Source organism: Clostridium cellulovorans 743B, assembly GCF_000145275.1.
In the GTDB taxonomy this organism is placed as follows: Bacteria; Bacillota; Clostridia; order Clostridiales; family Clostridiaceae; genus Clostridium_K; species Clostridium_K cellulovorans.
Map to the genome: position 1 here is coordinate 1,421,098 of NC_014393.1, position 24,431 is coordinate 1,445,528.

Genomic DNA, 24,431 nt, shown 5'->3' on the forward strand with positions numbered 1-24,431 from the left:
TAAGAGTGTTAGGGGGAAATCTCAATGGTTAAGAAAAAATTATTTATCAAACCATTAATCTTTGCTTTGGCAGTTTCATCTTTAGGAATAAGTCAAGCAGCCTATGCTAATGCAGCAGAACTGAAAATTGGTGCTTGGCCAGGCTCACAGCCAACAGCAAGTAATATTGATACTTTAGAAGCATTACAACAAAGAAATCTAGATTATATACAAACTTTTATTGATTGGAAAACAAATTTTGATGGTGTTAGATCTTGTGCTGATGCAACTTATGCAAATGGTTCTATATTTATGATCACTTGGGAACCATGGCAGTACAATACCGTACAAATAAAAGATGGTGCTGCTGATAGTTACATAAAGAAAATGGCTGATGACATGAAGGCTTATGGTAAAGAACTATGGCTAAGACCATTACATGAAGCAAATGGAAATTGGTATCCATGGGGTATTGGTGATAGTAAAGTTAATACAAATGAAAGCTATATTGCAGCTTATAGACATATTGTTGATATTTTTAGAGCAGAAGGAGCTACTAATGTTAAGTTTGTATTTAACGTAAACTGTAGCAATGTTGGACAAGGTGCTAGTTTTATGGGTCATTATCCAGGGGATGCCTATGTAGATTATAACTCAATAGATGGTTACAATTGGGGAACTACACAATCCTGGGGAAGTACTTGGCAAAGCTTTGATCAAATATTCTCATCTGCCTATAATGCTTTAAAGCCAGTTAATAAGCCAATTTTTATAGCAGAAATGTCTTCAGCAGAAAAAGGCGGAGATAAAGCACAATGGATTACAGATACCTATAATACAATTAAAACTTTCTATGACAAAATATTTTCTGTAATGTGGTTTAATGAGAACAAAGAAACAAATTGGACAATAAATTCTTCAGAGGCTTCTTTAGCCGCTTATATAAAAGCTATTGGAGGCTCAACTCCTACAGCTATTGTTGGAGATATAAATAAGGATGGTAAGATAAATGCTTTAGATTATGCTAAGCTAAAAGCATATTTACTTGGCTCATCTACTGAAACACCTAACATGAATACTTGGGATGTAAATGGAGATGGTAAGCTAAATGCTATAGATTTAGCAATATTTAAGAAATATATATTAGGGCAAATAACTGCCTTCCCAAGATAGGATAAATAAGCTCTCTTCTTTAAATTTAATATAAAATGGGGCTGAAACAAAGTGTTTTTAAAATCTTTGTTTCAGCCCTTCAATTTAATGCTTTTTTAAGTTCTTGGAAATTGGAGTTTCATAGACCATTTGAACTCAGGTAACTGCTTAAACATATATTTTATCGGCTAGTTTTAGTTATCTATCTATTTTTTCTCTCTTGTTTTCTCAATGTCAAATATCTAACTTTACCTATCTTTATGATTTTTCTCTATTTATACATAAAGGTGATTTTTTCTTGAGCTCCTTCTCTCTTTAGGACTCAAATTTTATATTTTTAATTATATGAGCTTGCTAATAATCTTGTACATGATTCATATATACTTATGATTATTGATAGCTTATAAAAACTCTTATCTTTAATACAAGCATCTATACCTAGAGTTCAAATGATTTATCCCTTGTTACTTTATTCGTTTACTTTGTGGTAAGCTTTATAGGTTCAAGATTAATGATAAGGGTTACAGCTTAAAATTACCTATTTTTATTTTTTTAAAGAGATCATAATAAAAGCTACAGATTAGAATTATCATTTGTTATGATTATTCCACAGAAGTAAATGGAAGAGCTCTTTTTATATAATTCTTCTGTTGATCTAAAGTCATTGTTATAAAAGGAGCTTGCCATCCGCCGACTCTAACATTTATATGAGCATATTTTTTCAGTTCTTCTCTAGCATTTTTGTCGCCAGCATTCGCTAAAAGAGATAAATCATAAATTTTTTCATATAGTCTACTGTCACTTAAGGATAAGGTTAACATACCCCCCTTATCTTCTATGAATTGCTCAACTACGGAGGTTAATATTTCATCATCATTATATTCCTCTGCTAAAGATAAATCTGTCATTACACCAGCAGCAAATCTATGTAATTTAAGACCCTTGAATGTAGAAATTACATGACCTATCCCGTTTTTCGCTGTACCAGGTACTGGGCTAAAGTTTGGAGCTAATGGGTCATTACGATCTCTGTCTGCACAAGCTGCTATGCCCATACCTTGTTGTGGATATTGTTCAAAGGTTCCTAAACCAGCAGTAAATCTTATATTGAAATCTTCGCCGAATAATTCTTGAAGTGCTGGGCCATAGTAGCCTGCAACAGTTCTTAATTTTCTTACTTTCATTTCTTCGGCAGGTTCAGGTTTTTTTAGGAATATCATATCTGCGAAAGCTTTTGATGACATTACTGCTTCATAATAGTAATCTAAAATCATCTTAGTTACTTCATTAATTTCTGGATCGTCGTTACCAAACTTTTCACTTTCATATCTAAAGCATTTCTTTATTTGATTATATTTTTCTTGGATTATTGAGTTTTCAGACTTGAAATTCCATCTCATAGCATCTAAAACATCACCTAGTAGGAAATAACCTTTATCAAATACCCATTTCTTTATGGCACATATTGTATTCGCCATGTTAGGTACACCAATTAAAATATTACCTCCTATGCTATATTTAGTACCACCAAAGGATTTATCTCTTCCTTTAGCCATACAAGTTCCAAGTAACGCTGAGAAAAGAGGTGTTGGATTAACAAATTCATCCATTAAGTAGCATTGATATAAACTCATCATTGATTGGTCTACGAAAAATTCTATATGCCCTTTTAATGAAGCTTTTAAATCTTCATAGCTAGTAAGATCTCCAGAAGAGAAACTTAGTTTTCCTCCTCTTAATACACCAGGGTTTGTATCTAAGGTAGCACCTTTGTTTAAAGAACATTCTAAAACAGTCATGCCGTTTATCATTCCAAAGGTCCAATCACTTTCACCGTTTAATATAGGTTCCCAGCAACCGTCAACACAATAGTCATTTGCAAGGCTTTGATATTCATTGATTCTTTCTATAGGTACCTCATTACCAAAGGCATCTCTAGTACCATAAATATGTTTTTCTGTGAAAGCACTTTTTATAGCTGGAATCATTACATCATCATTCAATATAGCTGGGATGTTTTTTGTAGCTTTTAAAGATCTTGCTACTGCTTGGACTAATCTTGGTGAACTATAACTTCCAAGTCTAACATAGATTCCTGGCGTTGAAAGATTTATGTTTTCAAAAGCTTGAAGAATAACATATGTGCAAAGATTAGTAGCATCGTCACCACTTGGAGTTTTACCGCCGACAATGATATTTTGAAGGAAATTATTTAAGCCTGCTCTTTGATCAAGGTAATAAGGATGTGTTCCTAAGGCAGCGTTGTAATCCATATGATCTTGTTCAAGAAGAAACTCTGTAGTAAGATTTAGTCTGCTTGCACACTTTATGATAAAACACTCCATAAGCTCTATTGCGTTTTCTATGTCTGTTTCATGTTCATATAAAAATTTATTTAATACTTGGTCAAGTCTTCCCAAAGAAAGTAAATCTAAGCTACTGTGCAGTGCTACATGATAAAAATAGATACTTTGGAGTGCTTCATGGAAGGTATCAGGCTTTTCCATAGGAATTTTTTTGCAAATTCTTGCTATATCTAAAAGTTCAGCTTGCCTTATTGGATCTTTTTCATAAGCTGCTTTTTCTGTTGCTAATTTTGAAAACTCCTTAGCATATTCAACTACTGCTTCTAAACTCATTTTAACTGCAGTATAAAAATCTATCGAATATTGTTTGAATTTATTTTCCTTATGCTTAAGTTCTTCTAAGTATCTATCACAATCTTCAAGGATTTCTCTAATTCCGCCTTTTAGAAGTCTTTCATAATTAACTGTATTGTGTCCTAGAAGAGAAAGCTCTGTTCTATTAGTGATTGTTGCAGCTCTTTTTTCATCCTCTGTTAAATAGTTTGGAAATACTTTTCCAAGACCATTAGAAGCCATAGGAAGTACGCCGACTATAAGTTCACCATCAGCTATTTCATAACTATGAGTATGCTTTGAAATTTCAGGATTTGTCATGACGGTAAGCATTTCTTTTATGGCATGAGCTCTTCTTATAATTACAGGCTCAGTTGAGTGTTCCTTAGATATGTCTTTTAATTCCTCTTGTCTAAACCATTCCGGAGCTCTGTTTCCCATTGCACGTTGAAATAGTTGGTCTTTGAGTTTTTTTACTCTTTCTGTTGATTTGTATCTTGATAGGTTTGTATGTACTATATTCATTAAAATAATTCTCCTTATAGCCTTGCATTTATATTTGAATTTTTAAAGTAATTCCTTATGGTTTCTAACTGATCTTCTGATGGGGAAGGGTTTCCTTCTAAACCAAAGGGAAGATCCATGGCATTATAATAATGAGGAGCATTTTCGTTGTAAGGTAGTAAATGTATCTCAGGTAGCGAAAATTCCTTCATTAATTCTTTAGTAGTTTTTAATTGTTCCTCAGAGTCTGTATATCCACATATTATAGGGAAGCGAACTAATACTTCTTTATTTATAGATGTGATAAATTCTAGGTTTTCTCGTAGCGTTGAAAGCTTAGGGGAGGTTTTATCTACACCTCGTATGCCGATAAGCCAATAGTCTACAAACTCTGAAACACTTTTATAGTTTTCCAGAGGCAGAAAGCCACTACTTTCTACAGCAGTGTGAATACCTTCTTCTTTGCATAATTTTAAAAGTTCTCTCGCTGCTTTGTGTTGAAGTAGTGCTTCTCCACCACTTAGGGTGATTCCACCAATTTTTTTCAAAAGCTTTAACTGAGGATATATTAGTGAGAATAATTTCGATACCTGAAGTTCTATAGTAGGTAAGAATAAGGGACCTTTTTTAGAACTTAAAGAAGAGTCCATACAAGCTTCTATACATTTTCCACAGCTAACACAGTTTTCTATATGAAGAGTGTGGATTCCATTTGATATTCTGTGAACATCATTTTCGCAGACACTCTCGCAGTTTCCGCAAAGAGAACAACGTTCTTTGTTTAAAAGAACAGGTGAATATTTTCTCCAAGAATGTGGGGAATGACACCATTTACATTTAACATTGCAGCCTTGAAGAAACACTACTAGTCGCGTGCCAGGTCCATCAAATTTGGAAAGCCATGCTATGTCAAAGTATCTTATAGTATCCAAAAGTTAATCAGCTCCTTGTGGTAGTAAGTTTTCTAAAATAGGAATTCAGTCTAAGCTGATTTCCATATGTATTGTTTAATAGGAATTCAGCCTAAGCTCATTTCCATATGTATTAAGTTTAATAAGAATCAAGTCTATGACCATTTCCATCTGTATTAAAAGACTGAGATTGGAATGCAAAGAACATAGCTGTCCATTTATCTGTAGATAAGTCATGGATAAAAAGAGCACCATCTTGATAAATATGATCTTCATTTGAGAAATTTGGTTCGTTTCCTTGATTCATATGGATTTCATGTATCCCATTGCTGCCATCTGGATCAGTATAGGCCATTCCAAAGGCATACACATCAGCATTAGAGGAAATAGCCTTTTGTACATATCCATCGATTATCTTATTTAAACTATCTTCATTACCATTTATGTAGGTTTCTGTGCTCATCTTTGAAGGGTCAAAGAGATTTTCTTTTACATAGTCTAAAGCAATTTTGTATGAAGTATCAGCAGGATGAATAGATGTATGATTATCTCCGAAGGCATTAACAAGATTCGAAGTAATAGGATTATCATAATTTTCATCAATGTAATATAGAACCATTGGAGAATCAGTATCTCTTGATTCTATATTAATTACAATAGTATATTCTTTGTTATTATCAGTATTTGCGATTAAGTGATAGTGTGGATAAGCGTGATGATAACTTTGTCTTACATTATGGGAAGGGCTAGAATTTTTGTAGCTCCAAGGAACTCCTTGAGTTGGTTTACATTTAAGCACAGAATAAATTTGAGTTGATTCACTATACATAATTAGCACCTCTTTTAAAAATTAGATTGAAATGTTCTAAGTTACACATAAAATTCTAAATTTATATCATTATAGATCCCCGTAACATGGTTAAAGATATTTTTGTTACTACCACAAAGAAATAAGGCAATAAATTTGGCAAATAACTTAAGGATAAGGGGAGTCTATAGATTTTTAAGATAAAGTTAAATATTAAATTATTTCAAGCAATTACATTATATTATACTAAAGTAATCTGAACATAATCTGAACATATAACATAAAAATGTTATAATAGTTATAAAAAGATAAAAAATTACGAAACCCATAACAACGAAGATGCGTAATAAAATGAAACTTATATGGTTTTATTTAAGTATCCAATTAAAGCTAAATAAAAAATTATTATTATTTAATGATGGAATACTAGAATTTATTAGTTGAAGTTTTTAAAACTATAGAATACAAGGAACAGATAGTAAATTTATGATGTTATTAGGATTATGAGGGGGCTAATAATTATGATAAGAGCTATTATAGTAGATGATGAAGTTCCAGCTATCGGAAGAATGGCTAATATGCTTGGTGGTACTGGAAAGGTTGAAGTTAAGGGGACATTTACAAAAGCAAGAGAAGCATTAGAAGCAGTTAAGACTATGGATATTGACGTTATATTTCTTGATATCGAAATGCCAGAAATAAATGGTATTACTTTTGCAAATCATATACTGCAATCTCATAGTAATATCAAAGTTATTTTTGTAACAGCTTATATGGAATATGCTGTAGATGCTTTTGATGTAAATGCTGTGGATTATTTGCTAAAGCCAGTGACTAAAGACAGACTTAATAAAGCATTGGCTAAAATTAAGATTACGAATATTAAAGAAGAAGTACATAAGTGGGAAATACAAGTAAGGTGTTTTGGAAAGTTTACTGTAACTAATAAAGAAGGGGTACAAGTAAAGTGGAGGACGAAAAAAGCAGAGGAGTTTTTTGCTTATTTAATTGATAACAGAGGAAAAGCAATTAGTCGTGATAGGATTATGGACGTGCTTTGGTATTCTTTTGAAATGGAAAAGGCGATGACACATTTAAATACAACTACTTATAATATGAAAAAAGCTTTTCAAAATATAGGAGTAAATGATATAGTGAAATATTCAGCAGGTGGCTATCAATTGGATGAAAGCCGAATTGACTGTGATTTATGGAAGCTTCAGGATTTGGTAGATAAAATGGACAAGAGTAGTGTTAATAGTATTAGTGATTATGAAAAGATCATTGATATTTGCACTGGAGGATATTTAAAGGAAAATTATTATGAATGGGCAGAAGAGAAAAGTAATTTTTTTCAAGAACTATATCTGGATATGTTAATCCAATTATCTAAGAAATATGAAGAAGATAAGCAAGGTAATAAAGCTTTAGAGAGCCTTAGAAAAGGAATTATCATGGAACCTTTGAATCAGAGAATCAACAAGGAAGTGGTTGAATTATATTTAAGGATGAAGGATGAGGTTTCTGCTACAAAGCATTACGATACATATAGGAAGAAACTAAAAAAAGAATACGGGATGGATTTTGAAAAAGAAGTTTTTTATGAGTTTGAAAATAATTAAAAAGTACTAGTCAATAAAATAATTATAAAGGTGGTAATCCCTCTGCAGAATTGCAGGGGGATTATCATTTTTTTAGATAAGTATTAATGGAATGTTATTCAAATTTTTACAATATACAACCTAATAAATCTTGAATTTACCATATAGTACATATACAATAAAAAGGTATTGTACCTTAAAATTACAATATTGTAGAAAAAAGAATTAAAAAACGGAGGTAAAATCAATGAAAAGTAAAAAACGCATTTGTACATTACTAGTAGCGATGTTTATGTTTCTAGTTTTTGTAAGTCCTAATGTTGCTTATGCTGAAGTTGGAACTACACAAGCAACTCCAACATTAACTGCAACACCAAATAATGAAGGGAACTATATATCCCTTAAATGGACTGCACCAGATCCATCCAAAAGTTACTCTTATATGATTTATTCAAAGAAATCGACAGAAGCAGAGTTTCAATCTATACCAGCAAAAGGAACAGTTAAAGCTTTGAATATTTATCCCAATCCTGTAAGCAATACAGGGCTATCTGGTGGAGAGAAGGATTTAGATGGAAATTCTATTCCTGATAGTGGTATCCTCAAAACATGGTTAGCGAAAGAGAACATAAATACAATTACTATAGAATCTGTTTCTTTAACGAGTTTTAATAGTAATCCATCCAAATACTTAGCAAAATCTAATGGCAAGTGGAATTATGATTCAGTATTCTATGGTATGTGGAATTTAGATCCACAAAATATGTATCCAAATGATACTGCTATAGAATATTTAAGAACATTTATTAATGATGGAGGAGGATTTATGACTTCACATCACACTATAGGATATATGGGATTAGATAGAGGTGTTAATAAGCTTGCTAAAGAACTGGGAGTTGAAATATTTGGACGTGCTCAAGCCAATATTATTCAACCGTATACGTGTAGAGATGCTAATGGACATTTATTTCCAACCGTATCATTTGAAGTAGATGATCCATCAAGCACTGCTAATGCAGATTGCACCAGTTATTGGAATTCATCAACTAAAGTGCAGTTAGGGAAGAGTGGATTGCTTAACAATTATCCTTTTAAAGTTGGAAACATAGGAGATACCTTTGATATACCTTATCAACATGGGCTTTCTGTTTTTGGAAAAGGCGATATTTGGATGACATCTGTAAATCCTTTAGGGTTTGTTGGGATACCATTCAAAGAAATAACTATATCACCTTCAACAGGAGCAAAAGGAACAAATAACTTCTATCTTCATACTTATAATAACACTGCAATCATTAATAGTGGCCACAGTTTCCCACAAATAACTCAAGCAGAAACTAGAATAATAGCAAATACATTATACTATTTATCTCAAGTAACAAATCAAACATCATGGGATGATCATAAAGGACAAGATGTAGATTCTCCTACTAAGCCCAATATAACAAGGGTTGCAGTTGATAAAGCTGCAAATAAAACAAATATAACCTTTGAGCCTTCAACAGATAAAGGTACTATATATGATTATTATATCCAAGCAAAAGAGTTGATAACTAGTAATAAAACTAATTCAGAAGTAAAATCAACTACTATAACTAGTGGATTAAAAGGATACTCTATAGTAGTAGATAAAAATCCAAGTACAATTCCTGGAAATACTATTACTACTACTTCTCCAAGCTATTCTGTAAATGGAGCATTTACAGAAGATTGTTACATACATGTAGCGGCTGTGGACAATGTTGGTAATGTATCGGAAGTATCACATTACAAATATACTAATCCAGTATTATCAATGACGTTGACACCAAGTACAACAGAGCTTCAAAGAGATCCAGTGACAATAATAGCAGTAGCCACAAGTACTAATATTGCAATTGCAAAAATCCAAACACCAGATGGAAATTGGGTTGATGGAGCAACTGCAAACTATGATGTAAACGAGAATGGAGATTATAAATTCACTGCAGTGGATGAGCTTGGTAATCAAATTACTCAAAGTATCACAATTTCTAATATTATTCCTAAGCCAGTATTATCATTAGCATTGACTCCAAGTATAACTGCTGACACAAATGGTCCAGTGACTATTTCAGCAACAGCAACAAGTACCAATACTAAAATTATAAAAGTCCAAACACCAGATGGTAAATGGGTTGATGGTTCAACTGTAGATTATGTTGTAAGTTCCAATGGAACTTACAAATTCACAGCAGTAGATGAGCTTGGCTATGAAGTTACTGAAAGTGTTGAAGTTAATAATATTTTTAAGGTAGTTTTAAATGTAGAACCAGAAAGAAATAGAATACACTTAAATGAGACAGTAACTGCTAATTTAACTATAGACAATATTAAAGAAATCGCAGCAGAAGATATTAGAATTAAATATGATACAACTAAGCTTCAATTTTTAGGATATGAACAAGTTGACGGAATAAAGTTAATGAAGAGCAGTTCTCAAAATGGTGAATTGAGATTTATTTTAGTAAGTAAAGGCTTATTAAATGTAGTTAACTCCAAAACAATATTATTAAAGTTAAAGTTTAAAGGTATAGCACCAGGAGATGGATTAGTAGATGTTACAAAAGGAAGAGTATCGGATGGTATTTTAATGGAGAAAAACCTTAAGGATGTAGAATGTGGACAAGTTAACATCAATGTAGCAGATGAAGAGTTAATTGACGTTAATGCTGATGATGAATTCTCTCTTCTTGATTTAGGTATCTTAGGAAGACATTTAGGAGAAGACCCAGCAGATCTTCCAGAATACAATGCAGATGTAGTATTAAATGATGCTATCGATGATGAGGATTTAGCAGAAGTAGTTAAATTCATGCTTTTAAATCCTAATTATAATTTCTAATTATAATTTCTAAATTAAAACTCTTACCAAATAAATAGAGTAAATCCTTTTGAATTAATTATTATAGTTCAAGGATTTACTTTATTAACATTCTAGATAAAAGCAAATAAAATAATTATTATTTTAGGAGGTTAATTTAATGAAAACTAAAAAACGTATTTTTACATTGCTAGTGGCAATGTTTATGTTTCTAGTCTTTGTAAGTCCTAATGTTGCTTATGCTGAAGCTGTAACTACACCAACAATTCCAACATTAACTGCAACACCAAATAATGAAGGGAATTATATCTCTATTAATTGGAATATGGCTGATAAGGCTCAATACTATTCTTATATGCTTTATTCTAAAAAATCAAATGATTCACTATTTCAAAGTATACCTTCTAAGAGTAATGTTAAAGTTTTAAATATATATCCTGGCTTAGGAAATAACCTGAAAACATGGATGGAGACTAATGGTTATGGTAAAGGTCTTATTTCTGTCGATCAGGTTGATATAAGTACATTTAACTCAAACCCAAATGATTATCTTAAGGATAGTAGTGGAAATTGGAAATATGATGTTGTATTCATAGGAGCGTGGAACGCAAACGCAACCCAAGATATAACTCAACAGGGGGCTGATTTAATAAAGCAGTTCATTCAATCAGGAAGAGGTTACTTAGGGGGACACGATACAATATGGAGTAATTCTTCTGCCCAGAATACAAGGCAGTTTAGAAATTTCGTTAATATAAAAATTGGAAGTTATTATGAGGGAAACTACTATTATCCTACTGGAGCTGTAGATTTCCCAAGTGCTACTACTTATCCAAGTAATGTAGTTGGTAATCAAGTTGAGATAAATAAAAAAGGGTTATTGACTTCGTACCCTTGGGATATTGGAAGCGTAGGAACAGTATTAAATGTTCCAATATCTCATACTACAGCTGAATTTGCGTATGGAGATGTTTGGTTAAAATATGCAGGTAAAACGGAGACATTATCGACAGATGGATTAGGTGGAACAAACAATTTCTATTTAACAACTTGGAATAACACAGCTCAAATCCAAACAGGACACAGCAATGGTGAAGCTACTCCAGATGAACAAAAAATTTTAGCTAATACATTATTCTATCTAGCTCAAGTAACAGAAGAAACAAATTGGGATGATCATAAAGGTCAAGACTTAGATGCACCTACTAAACCAAATATAACAAGCGTTGTTGTTGATACAGCTAATAATAAAACTAAAATCACTTTTGATTCTTCAAGAGATAACGGTACTACATATGATTATTACGTTGAAGCAACAGGAAAAACTACTGGAACTAAGATGAAATCGGATATTAAAACTACACCTATAACATCTGGATTAAAAGGATATGCTATAGTAGTAGATAAAAATCCAAGTACAGTTCCTAAAGATATTATTACAACTACTTCTCCAAACTATTCTATAAATGGAGCATTTACAGAGGATTGCTACATACATGTAGCAGCTATTGATACTGTTGGTAATGTATCTGAAGTATCACATTACAAATACGTTAATCCAGTATTATCAATGACATTAACTCCAAGTACAACTGAACTACAAAGAAATCCAGTGACAATAACGGCGGCAGCAACAAGTACTAATACAAAAATTACAAAAATTCAAACACCAGATGGCAAGTGGGTTGAAGGAGCAACTGCAAACTATGTTGTAAGTGTAACTGGAGATTATACTTTTACAGCAGTAGATGAACTTGGTAATGAAATTACTCAAAAAATAACAGTTACTATTAAATCTAAACCAGTTTTATCAATGATATTGACGCCAAGTACAACTGAATTACAAAGGAATCCAGTAACAATAACAGCAACAGCTACAAGTGATAATACAACAATTACAAAAATTCAAACAGCAGATGGTAATTGGGTTAATGGTTCAACTGTGAATTATATTGTAAACCAGAGTGGAACTTACAACTTTACTGCTATCGATAGTGATGGAAACAAGATTACTCAAAGTATAGCGGTCACTATTATTCCTAAACCAGTTTTATCAATGCTATTGAAACCAAGTACAACTGAGCTACAAAGAAATCCAGTGACAATAAAAGCAGTAGCTATAAGTAATAATACAGTAATTACAAAAATCCAAACACCTGACGGTAATTGGATTGACGGTAAATTTGCAAGTTATGTTGTAAGTCAGAGTGGGACCTATAGCTTTACTGCTGTTGATGATCTCGGTAATAAAGTTGTTCAAAGTATGACTGTTAATATTATTCCTAAACCAATTTTGTCAATGACATTAACACCAAGTACAACAGAGCTTCAAAGAGATCCAGTGACAATAACAGCAGCGGCTACAAGTGATAATACAAAAATCACAAAAATTCAAACACCAGATGGTAAATGGGTTGATGGTTCAACTACAAGCTATGTTGTAAATGAAACTGGAAATTATATTTTTACAGCGGTAGATGAGCTTGGAAATGAAATTATTCAAAGTATAACAGTTAACATTATACCTAAACCAATATTATCAATGCTATTGACACCAAGTACAACTGAATTACAAAGGAATCCAGTGACAATAACAGCAACAGCTACAAGTGATAATACAACAATCACAAGAATTGAAACACCTGATGGTAAATGGGTTGATGGAGCAACTGCAAACTATACTGTAAGTGAAACTGGAAATTATACCTTTACAGCAGTAGATGACCTTGGAAATGAAATTATTCAAAGTATAACAGTTAAGATTATCCCTAAACCAGTATTATCAATGACATTGGCACAAAGTACAACAGAGCTACAAAGGAATCCAGTGACAATAACAGCAGCCGCAACAAGCACCAATACTAAGATTGTAAAAATCCAAACACCAGATGGTAATTGGGTTGATGGAGCAACTGCAAACTATGTTGTAAATGAGACTGGGGATTATACTTTTACAGCCGTAGATGAATTAGAAAATAAAATAACTGAAAAAATAACAGTTACAATTATACCTAAACCAGTATTATCAATGACATTGACACCAAGTACAACTATCGATACAAACGGTCCAGTGACAATAACAGCAACAGCAGCAAGTACCAATACTAAAATTGTAAAAGTCCAAACACCAGATGGTAAATGGATTGATGGTTCAACTGCAGATTATGTTGTAAGCACCAATGGAACTTACAAATTTACAGCAGTAGATGAGCTTGGCTATGAAGTTACTGAAAGTGTTGAAGTTAATAATATTTTCAAGGTAGTTCTAAATATAGAACCAGAAAGAAATAGAATACACTTAAATGAGACAGTAACTGCTAATTTAATCATAGACAATATTAAAGAAATCGCAGCAGAAGATATTAGAATTAAATATGATACCACTAAACTTCAATTTTTAGGCTATGAACAAGTTGACGGAATAAAGCTAATGAAGAGCAGTTATCAAAATGGTGAATTGAGATTTATTTTAGTAAGTAAAGGCTTATTAAATGTAGTTAATTCTAAAACAATATTATTGAAATTAAAGTTCAAAGGTATAGCGCCAGGAGATGGCTTAGTAGACGTTACAAAAGGAAGAGTATCTGATGGTATTTTAATGGAGAAGAATCTTAAGGATGTAGAATGTGGACAAGTCAACATCAATGTAGCAGATGAAGAATTGATTGATGTTAATGATGATGGTGAATTTTCTCTTCTCGATTTAGGTATCTTAGGAAGACACTTAGGCGAAAATCCAGAAGATCTTCCAGAATACAATGCAGATGTAGTGTTAAATGATGCTATCGATGATGAGGATTTAGCAGAAGTAGTTAAATTTATGCTTTTAAATCCTAACTATAATTTCTAATTAAAACTTTTACCAATAAATAAAGTAAATCATTTTGAATTAATTATCATGGTTTGAGGATTTACTTTATTTATATTTCACATAAAGATAAAATTAATATTTCGGGAGGTCAATTTAATGAAAAATGAAAAGCGTATTTTTACGTTAATATTAGCAATGTTTATGTTTCTAGTTTTTGTAAGCCCCAATGTTGCTTATGCTGAAGCTGTAACTACACAAGCAGCTCCAACATTAACTGCAACACCAAATAACCAAGGAAACTATATATCTCTTAAATGGACTACACCAGATCCAACTAAAAATTACTCATATATGATTTATTCAAAAAAATCAACAGATACGGAGTTTCAAAGTATCCCTGCTAAGAGTAATGTTAAAGTTTTAAACGTATATCCTGGTGTGGGAAATAACTTAAAGACATGGATGGAGACTAATGGTTATGGAAAAGGTTATATATCAGTAGATGAAGTTGATATTGATACGTTCAATGCTAATCCGAATAGTTACTTAAAAGATATTAATGGAAAATGGAAGTATGATGTTATATATGAAGGTGCGTGGGATTCTAATAACTTTAAAGATTTATCTGTAAGTGCTACAAATGCTATAGAAGAATTCATTAAGGCGGGAAGAGGTTATTTAGCAGGGCATGATGCTCTTTATCCTTATATGCCAGCAAGAAATCAGTTGGCTAGCTATTTGAATATTATTCCAACTGACTATTTAATGTATGGAAGCACTTCTGTAAAAATTAATAGAAAAGGGTTGCTTACAAATTACCCTTGGGAAATCGGCGATATAAATACAACGCTATCTGTACCTCTTTCACATACTGGTCAATATGCATCAGGCGATGTTTGGATTAAATACAGTTCAAACTCAATGAATAGTAATGCTGAAATAACTAGTTATAATGGGAAAGCTACTAGTAATAATTTCTATCTAACTACATGGAATAATACAGCAATGATTCAAACTGGGCACTCTAATGGTGAGGCTACTCCTGATGAACAAAAAATCTTAGCAAATACATTATTTTATCTAGCTCAAGTGACAGAAGCAACAAGCTGGGATGATCATAAAGGCCAAGACTTAGATGCACCAAGTAAGCCAAATGTAACAAGTGTTGCAGCTAATAGAGTTACAAATAAAACTAACATAACATTCCAACCTTCTATAGACAAAGGTACTACATATGACTATTATATTGAGGCAAAAGAAGCAACAACTAGTATTAAAACTAATTCGCAAATTAAAACAGCAACTATAACTAGTGGATTAAAAGGATATTCTATAGTAGTAGATAAGAATCCAAGTACAGTTCCTACAAAGACTATTACAACTATCTCTACAAACTATTCTATAGATGGAGCAGTTACAGAGGGCTCTTATGTACATGTGGCATCTATTGATAATGTTGGTAATGTATCTGAAGTATCACATTACAAATACGTTAATCCAATATTATCATTAACATTAACTCCAAGTACAGCAGAATTACAAAGAAATCCAGTGACAATAACAGCAGCAGCAATAAGTACTAATACGACAATTACAAAAATTCAAACACCAGATGGTAATTGGGTTAATGGTTCAACTGCAAAATATGTTGTAAGTAAAACTGGAGATTATACTTTTACAGCAGTAGATGAACTAGGAAATAAAATTACTCAAAAAATAACAGTTACTATTAAACCACAACCAGCATTATCACTAACATTAACTCCAAGTACAAGAGAATTACAAAGGAATCCAGTGACAATAACCGCAACCGCAACAAGTACAAATACTAAAATTGTAAAAATCCAAACACCTGATGGTAATTGGGTTAATGGTTCAACTGCAAGTTATGTTGTAAGTAAGAATGAAGATTATGAATTCACTGCAGTAGATGAGCTTGGTAATGAAATTACTCAGATTATAAAAGTTACAAATATAATTCCTAAAGCAGTATTATCAATGATATTGACACCAAGTACAACTGTGCTACAAAGAAATTTTGTAATAACAATAACAGCATCCGCAACAAGTACGAATACTAAAATTGTAAAAATCCAAACACCTGATGGTAATTGGGTTAATGGTTCAACTACAAATTATATTGTAAGTGAGGATGGGGATTATAAATTCACTGCAGTAGATGAACTTGGCGATGAAGTTACTCAAAGCATAAGAGTTAAAGTTCCTCCTAAACCAGTGTTATCAATGACATTGACACCAAGTACAACTGAGTTACAAAGAGATCCAGTGACAATAACAGCATCCGCAACAAGCACTAATACTAAGATTGTAAAAATCCAAACACCTGATGGTAATTGGGTTAATGGTTCAACTGCAAGTTATGTTGTAAGTAAGAATGAAGATTATAAATTCACTGCAGTAGATGAGCTTGGTAATGAAATTACTCAGATTATAAAAGTTACAAATATAATTCCTAAAGCAGTATTATCAATGATATTGACACCAAGTACAACTGTGCTACAAAGAAATTTTGTAATAACAATAACAGCATCCGCAACAAGTACGAATACTAAAATTGTAAAAATCCAAACACCTGATGGTAATTGGGTTAATGGTTCAACTACAAATTATATTGTAAGTGCCAGTGGATATTATAAATTCACTGCAGTAGATGATCTTGGCGATGAAGTTACTCAAAGCATAAGCGTTGAAGTTCCTCCTAAACCAATATTATCAATGAAATTGACACCAAGTACGACTGAGTTACAAAGAGAGCCAGTGACAATAACAGCATCGGCAACAAGTACTAATACAAAGATTGTAAAAATCCAAACGCCTGATGGTAATTGGGTTAATGGAGCAACTGTAAGTTATGTTGTAAGTGAGAACCGAGATTATATCTTCACAGCAGTAGATGAGCTGAATAATGAAATTACTCAAAGTATAAAAATTACAAATATAATTCCTAAACCAGTATTATCAATGACATTGACACCAAGTACAACAGAATTACAAAGAAATCCAGTGACAATAACAGCAGTAGCAACAAGTACTAATACAAAGATTGTGAAAATCAAAACACCAGATGGTAATTGGGTTAATGGAGCAACTGTAAGTTATGTTGTAAGTGAGAACCGAGATTATATCTTCACAGTAGTAGATGAGCTGAATAATGAAATTACTCGAAGTATAAAAATTACAAATATAATTCCTAAACCAGTATTATCAATGGCATTGACTCCAAGTATAACTGCTGACACAAATGGTCCAGTGACTATTTCAGCAACAGCAACAAGTACCAATACTAAAATTGTAAAAGTACAAACACCAGATGGTAACTGGGTTGATGGTTCAACTGTAGATTATGTTGTAAGCGCCAATGGAACTTATAAATTTACAGCAGTAGATGAACTTGGTAATGAGATTACTGAAAGTGTTGTAGTTAATAATATTTTCAAGGTGGTTCTAAATGTAGAACCAGAAAGAAATAGAATACACTTAAATGAGACAGTAACTGCTAATTTGATTATAGACAATATTAAAGAAATCGCAGCAGAAGATATTAGAATCAAATATGATACAACTAAACTTCAATTTTTAGGATATGAACAAGTTGACGGAATAAAGCTAATGAAGAGTAGTTCTCAAAATGGTGAATTGAGATTTATTTTAGTAAGTAAAGGCTTATTGAATGTAGTTAATTCTAAAACAATACTATTAAAGTTAAAGTTCAAAGGTATAGCACCAGGAGATGGATTAGTGGATGTTATAAAAGGAAGAATATCTGATGGTATTTTAATGGAGAAAAACCTTAAGGATGTAGAATGTGGACAAGTCAACATCAATGTAGCAGATGAAGAGTTAATTGATGTTAATGATGATGGTGAATTTTCACTTCTTGATTTAGGTATCTTAGGAAGACATTTAGGAGAAGACCCAGCAGATCTTCCAGAATACAATGCAGATGTGGTTCCAAACGATGCTATCGACGATGAGGATTTAGCAGAAGTAGTTAAGTTCATGCTTTTAAATCCTAATTATACTTTCTAATTAAAACTCTGATCAATAAATAGAGTAAATACTTTTGGATTAATTATTATAGTTCAAGGATTCACTTTATTAATATTTCAGATAAAAAATAAAATAGTAAATAAGTTTATTGATTAAAGAAAACCCTCTGCAGTTTTGCAGAGGGTCTATTTTTTTAGCTAATATTATAATCTAACATTGCCAGTTGCTTCACTATTATTGTAAAGCATATAGAATATTATAATTTAACATTAACAGTTGTTTCACCAATTACAAGGTATCCATTTACATAGCAGCTGAATTGGATTACTTGTACTGGAGATGTCCAACTAAAGTCTGAACGGTTAAATTTGAATTGACCGTGTTTAGCTTGGTTGTAATAACCATTGTTGCTGTTAAGGGCACTTACACCATTAACTTTTGCAGTGTCAAGGTCAAAACCAAGACCTGCGTATTCCGTTGGCATATCTACACGAACAGTAAATACTCCATTGTTAGCTTTAATATTTTGTGCAGTTACTTGGATGTTAGCTACAATGTATACTGAGAATTGCTTTTCAATTTTAACAGTGTTTCCAGCAGCATCAGTTGCAGTAACAATTACCTTATAAACGCCTGCTTTATCAATTTGGATTGTTGAACCATTTAAAACTTCTTTTCCAAGAGTATCATTTGGAGCAAAAACAAGCATTTTTTCGCTAGCTATACCAGAAAGGTTGTCTGATACAACATAAGATAATTTTAATGTTGAACCAAGTTTATATAAGCCATCTAAGTTCATTGATATTGTTGGAGCAGTTCTATCAATTTTAACGTAAGTTGTTGTAATTGTTTCGATGTTACCAACATTGTCTACTGAATAGAAGCTTACTTTGTGGATACCTTCTCCTTTTACTATGAAAGAAGTTCCTTCAAGGTAATCAGAACCATCGATTGAGTAGAAAGTCTTATAAACACCACTTAAAGCATCAGTAGCAGTTAAGTTTACAGTTACATCATTTTTTGACCAAGTTGTCTTTAAATCTGAAATAGTAACTGGAGCTGAACTATCGATTCTTACATAAACAGTTGTAGTAGGTTCAATATTTCCAGCGTTGTCAATTGAATAGAAGGTTACTTTGTGGATACCTGAACCACTTACTGTCAATGAAGTTCCTTCAACGTAATCAGCATCATCAATTGAGTAGAAAGTCTTATAAATGCCACTTAAAGCATCAGTAGCAGTTAAGTTAATAGTTACATCATCTTTAGACCAGTTATTATTTAAATCTGAAATAGTAACTGGAGTTGAATTATCGATTCTTACATAAACAGTTGTAGTAGTCTCGATGTTTCCAGCGTTATCAATTGAATAGAAGGTTACTTTGTGAACGCCTTCTCCGCTTACTGTGAAGGAAGTTCCTTGAGCAAAGCTTGAATCATCAATTGAGTAGAAAGTCTTATAAACGCCACTTAAAGAATCAGTAGCAGTTAAGTTTACAGTTACATCATCTTTAGACCAGTTATCATTTAAATCTGAAATAGTAACTGGAGCTGAATTATCGATTCTTACGTAAACAGTTGTAGCAGTTTCGATATTTCCAGCCTTATCAACTGAATAGAAGGTTACTTTATGAATGCCTTCTCCGCTTACTGTGAAGGAAGTTCCTTGAGCAAAGCTTGAATTATCAATTGAGTAGAAAGTTTTATAAACGCCACTTAAAGCATCAGTAGCAGTTAAGTTTACAGTTACATCGTTCTTTGTCCAATTCCCATTTACATCTGAAATAGTAACAGGAGCAGTTCTATCAAGTTTAACATAGATTGTTTTTGTTGCTTCGATATTTCCTACTTTATCAACTGAGTAGAAAGATACTTTTGTAATACCTTCAGCACTTATAGCAAATGAAGTTCCTGCTATAAAGGCACCATCGTTTATTGAATAATAGGTATTTGCAACACCTGTTTCAGTGTCAACTGCTGATAAAGTAACATTTACAGAATTTTGGTTTGTCCAATCTGTTTGTGCATTAGCACTTGTAACTGGTGCAGTAGTATCAACAATAAGTTTTGCTAAAACAGTGCTAGATGGTGCTGATTCACCAAAAGAGTTACTGTAAGCGCTAACAAAGTATTGATGATTTGCGTATGAAACATTGTATAGAGTATATGATAAATTATTTAGGTTCTTAACAAGTAGAACTGGGTTACCATCAATAATTTCATATATATTGTATCCATTAGCGTAAGTGATAAAGTTCCAAGAAAGCTGAACTGTTGTTGGATTCACGATCTTAACAGTTACATTTGGAGCTTGCATATCTGGGTATATGATAGTTTCAGTTATTTGATTTGAAGCAACTGATTCACCGAAACGAGTGCTATAAGCAGTTACTATATAGTTGTGAGTAGTTTCTGATACATTGAACGCAGTATAAGTTAATGCTGTTCCTTTATATAGTAATTGATTAACACCGCCTACTACTTCATATACACGATATTCATTTGCCCAAGTAATTTTTTGCCAAGTTAAAGTAATGTTATTTACGTTATAAACATTTCTAGTAACCGTTGGTGCTTGAACTACTGGCCAGATTACTGAAACTTGTATTTGGCTACCTACTGGTGATTCTCCAAAACGAGTAGCATATGAATATACTTCATAAACATAGTCATCAGCTGGAAGATTTGTAAAAGTTACTGCATTAGTAGTAACTGTTTGTTTGAATACTTTTTGTCCGTCTATAATTTGATAAATATTGTAAGCTGTTGCATAAGGTGCTGCAGTCCATTTCAAATTAATGTCATTTCCGTTTAAAATAGTACTAGTTAGGTTAAGTGGAGCTTGCATTGTTGGGAAAACTAAAGTGAAGCTTAAATTACTTCCTGCTGAAGATTCACCAAAACGGTTGCTGTAGGAGTATATTTCGTAGCTATAATCTCCTTCAGGCATATTACCAAATGTTAAAGAAGTAACAGTGTTTGTTAAAGTATATTTTAACACCTTTTCTCCATTTATGATTTGATAAATTTTGTAGTTTGTAGCATATGGTACTGTAGCCCAGCTTAAAGTAAAATAGTTACCGTTAGAGATGACATAAGCAAAGTTAGCTGGAGCTTGCATAACTGGGAAAACTATATTTAATGAAACTGTACTTGCTTGTTGTGATTCGCCAAAACGATCACTAGCAGAAGTTACTTCAAAGGTATAGTCTCCTTCAGGCATATTTGAAAAACCTGCTGTTGTGCCTGTAACGGTTTGCTTTAATACTCTTTGTCCATCAATTATTTGATAAACATTATAAGATTTTGCATAAGTCACTGGACTCCAATTTAGAGTGATGTTATTTCCGCTTGTAATAGTATAAGTTAAGTTATTTGGGTTTAACATTGTTGGGAAAACAACTGAAACAGTTGATTGGCTTCCTTCTACTGTTTCTCCAAAACGAGAACTTACAGCAGTAACATAGTAGTTATGGTCTCCTTCTGAAACATTAGATAAAGTTGCAGATGTAGCAGTTACTGTTGTTTTTAAAACATATTGTCCATCTACTAATTCATAAAGCTTATAGCTATTAGCGTAAGGGACAGCTGACCAAGTAAAAGTTATGTCATTTCCATTCTTAATAGCATAAGTTAGGTTTCCTGGAGCAGCAATAACTGGATGAGTTAATGAAAATGTTGTTTCAGCTCCAACTGGAGATTCACCTAAAACTGCGGATACTGAGTTTACTACGAAATAGTAATCACCTTCAGGCATATTAGTAAATGCAGCAGCTGTTGTAGTAACAGTCTTTTTCAAAACTAATTCGCCATTAATTACTTGATATATTTTATAACTTGTAGCATATGGAGCGGCAGTCCATTTTAAAGTTATATCATTACCATTTGTTATAGTGTAAGTTAAGTTTGTTGGTGCTTGAAGAACTTGTCCGTTCAATGTGAAGGTAAGAGTAAAGCCTTCTGCAGATTCTCCAAAGCGAGTTGAATATGAATGAATTTCATATATATAGCTACCAGCAGTCATGTTTGTATATGATACTGAAGTTGTAGTTACAGTACTTTTTAAAACTTTTTGTCCATTAACTACTTGGTAAACCTTATAGCTTGTAGCATATGGTACTGCATCCCAAGTTAATGTGAAAGATGTAGCACTCTTAATTGCTTGTATAGCGCTTGTTGGTGCCTCCATAACTGGAAGAATTAAAGAAATGTTTGTAGTGCTGCCAGCTGGTGTTTCACCAAAACGGTCACTATATGAAGTAACTTCATAGGTATAATCTCCAGCAGGAAGATTTGCATAAGTAACTGCAGTTGTTGTTACAGTGCTTTTTAAAACTCTTTCTCCATTTACAATCTGGTAAACCTTGTAGCCTTTTGCGTAAGGAATTGCTGTCCATTTTAATGAAATATCATTTCCGTTTGCAATTGAATAGGTCAAATTTTCTGGGGCTTGCATTACTGGCCAAACTAATGATAGGGATGTTTGGCTTCCAGTAGGAGATTCGTTAAATCTACTACTATAAGAGTATATTTCAAAAGAGTAATCACTTTCTGGTAGATTGCTATAAACTGCAGTAGTTGAAGTAGTTGTACTCTTTAAAACTTTTTCTCCATTGATAATTTGATATACATTATAAGCTGTTGCATAAGTCGAAGGACTCCATTTTAGGGTAATGTCGTTCCCGTTTGTAACAGTATAAGTTAAATTACTAGGAGCTTGCATCACTGGTAAAGTTAATGAAAGTGATGTTGCACTTCCAACTTGTGATTCACCAAATCGATCACTAAAGGAATAAACCTCAAAAGCATAATCGCCAGCAGGCATGTTAGTGTAAGAAGCACTTGTAGTTGAAACTGTGCTCTTTAATACTTTTTCTCCGTTAATAACTTGATAAACCTTGTAGCTTGTAGCATAAGGTGTACCAGTCCATTTAAGTGTAATATCATTTCCGTTTGCTATTGTGTAAGTGAAATTACCAGGAACTGACATAACTGGATAAATAACATCTAATTTAGCTTCACTTGATGGAACAGATTCTCCATAAAGAGCGTTAACAGCAGAAACTGAATAAGTATAGCTTCCAGCAACTACATTTGGAATAGTGTAAGAAGTAGTTTTTACTGAAGTAACTAAAGTTTTATCCCCGTTTGTAGAAACTTGATAAACATTATAGCTTTGGGCATATTGAGAACTTGTCCAACTTAATGCTATATCATTTCCATTTTGGATTTTACCAGTTAAAGTTGCTGGTGCAGCCATAGTTGGATAATCAACAGTAGCTGATACTGGTGCACAAGGACCAGACTCACTATCACCACTTGAAGTTGATACAACATAGCTATAAGCACCTTCTGCTTGGTTATTGAAAGTATAGGATGTTGATGTTGTAGTAGCAAGTTGAATAAGCTGACCATCAATAATCCCATATATAGTATAGCCAGTGGCACCATAAACTGAGCTCCAAGTAAGCTTTACATCGCTAGGGGTAGTAAGCTCAAGAGCAAGGTTGCTTGGTGGCAGAAGGTTGGTATTGATAGTTGCTGCAGATACGGTTACAAAAGGGAAGACCAGTTGTAACGTTAATAGCAGTGATGCCAAGAAAAGGCAACTGCTAAGATAATATTTTTTCATTATTGACCCCGCCTTTCTTTGTGAAAAAGGGAAAAGGAAAGGAAAATTTTTCGTTGCAAAAAAATGTATAGTTATCCAACGATAGCTATATTCCTCGTGGTAACCGGCTGCCATCCAACATATAATGTGTGGTACAGGCCCATGGCTTTGCGTCTCATGATTTCCCATGATTTGCCTTTTTCACTTTTTCTTAAGTTTGATATACGGGTTTAATAACCTATATTTTAAACTCCACAATTCTTAATTTTTGTAAGGGCAATAAGGTTAAATAGTAAATTGATTATTTATTCATCTAATGTTTTGATAAAAAAAACACCTTTTAAACATTTGAAATATCAGAACTTCTGGTATTTTAATTCTAATGAATAAATTAAGTGTTTACTAAAGAACCTTATATTAAGTAAATGTCTTGTTAAAAAAGATACGCTATAACTTCGTATATCTGATTATAATTATACAACTGTTTTATACAATAAACAATCAAAAAAATACAAAGTTCGACACGAGGTTTTGGGGGGGGATAATTATTTCAAATGTG

Annotated in this window: 9 protein-coding genes and 1 riboswitch; of the genes, 5 read left to right on the forward strand and 4 right to left on the reverse strand. The window is 32.6% G+C overall.

Translation table 11 applies throughout. The annotated features are described in order from the left end of the window. Positions 1-24: 24 nt before the first annotated feature. The gene (locus tag CLOCEL_RS05865; RefSeq protein WP_010076215.1) at positions 25-1,152 is read left to right on the forward strand and encodes a dockerin type I domain-containing protein; all 1,128 of its coding nucleotides are present in this window, start codon (positions 25-27) and stop codon (positions 1,150-1,152) included. Between the two features lie 581 nt (positions 1,153-1,733). Here CLOCEL_RS05865 and CLOCEL_RS05870 read toward each other — a convergent pair. The 3 genes from CLOCEL_RS05870 to CLOCEL_RS05880 all read right to left on the reverse strand — a co-directional run bounded on the left by CLOCEL_RS05870 (position 1,734) and on the right by CLOCEL_RS05880 (position 6,014). Continuing rightward, positions 1,734-4,295 carry a pyruvate formate lyase family protein gene (locus CLOCEL_RS05870; protein ID WP_010076214.1) on the reverse strand — a complete coding sequence of 854 codons (2,562 nt, stop codon included), beginning with the start codon at positions 4,293-4,295 and terminating at the stop codon, positions 1,734-1,736. 14 nt (positions 4,296-4,309) lie between these two features. Continuing rightward, complete coding sequence (locus CLOCEL_RS05875; protein ID WP_010076213.1) at positions 4,310-5,206, reverse strand: glycyl-radical enzyme activating protein; 897 nt, start codon at positions 5,204-5,206, stop codon at positions 4,310-4,312. A 118-nt stretch (positions 5,207-5,324) separates the two neighbouring features. Then, the gene (locus CLOCEL_RS05880) at positions 5,325-6,014 is read right to left on the reverse strand and encodes a YukJ family protein (RefSeq protein WP_010076212.1); all 690 of its coding nucleotides are present in this window, start codon (positions 6,012-6,014) and stop codon (positions 5,325-5,327) included. A 500-nt stretch (positions 6,015-6,514) separates the two neighbouring features. Between CLOCEL_RS05880 and CLOCEL_RS05885 the strand changes: the two genes are divergently transcribed. The 4 genes from CLOCEL_RS05885 (at position 6,515) to CLOCEL_RS05900 (ending at position 18,300) form a co-directional block, all read left to right on the forward strand. Next, positions 6,515-7,615, forward strand: coding sequence for a response regulator (locus CLOCEL_RS05885; protein ID WP_010076211.1), 1,101 nt, complete (start codon positions 6,515-6,517; stop codon positions 7,613-7,615). A 226-nt stretch (positions 7,616-7,841) separates the two neighbouring features. After that, on the forward strand, positions 7,842-10,460 hold the full coding sequence (locus CLOCEL_RS05890; protein WP_013291649.1) for a cohesin domain-containing protein: 2,619 nt from the start codon (positions 7,842-7,844) through the stop codon (positions 10,458-10,460). Between the two features lie 139 nt (positions 10,461-10,599). Further along, positions 10,600-14,289, forward strand: a complete 3,690-nt coding sequence (locus CLOCEL_RS05895; RefSeq protein WP_010076208.1) for a hypothetical protein — start codon at positions 10,600-10,602, stop codon at positions 14,287-14,289. A gap of 117 nt (positions 14,290-14,406) precedes the next feature. After that, positions 14,407-18,300 carry a cohesin domain-containing protein gene (locus CLOCEL_RS05900; protein ID WP_013291650.1) on the forward strand — a complete coding sequence of 1,298 codons (3,894 nt, stop codon included), beginning with the start codon at positions 14,407-14,409 and terminating at the stop codon, positions 18,298-18,300. A 217-nt stretch (positions 18,301-18,517) separates the two neighbouring features. On the opposite strand, the gene CLOCEL_RS05905 is transcribed toward CLOCEL_RS05900, so the two are convergent. Then, positions 18,518-23,893 (reverse strand): OmpL47-type beta-barrel domain-containing protein, encoded by a 5,376-nt coding sequence (locus tag CLOCEL_RS05905; protein ID WP_010076205.1) that lies wholly within the window; start codon positions 23,891-23,893, stop codon positions 18,518-18,520. A gap of 95 nt (positions 23,894-23,988) precedes the next feature. Further along, positions 23,989-24,079: riboswitch (cyclic di-GMP riboswitch) on the reverse strand. Positions 24,080-24,431 lie beyond the last annotated feature (352 nt).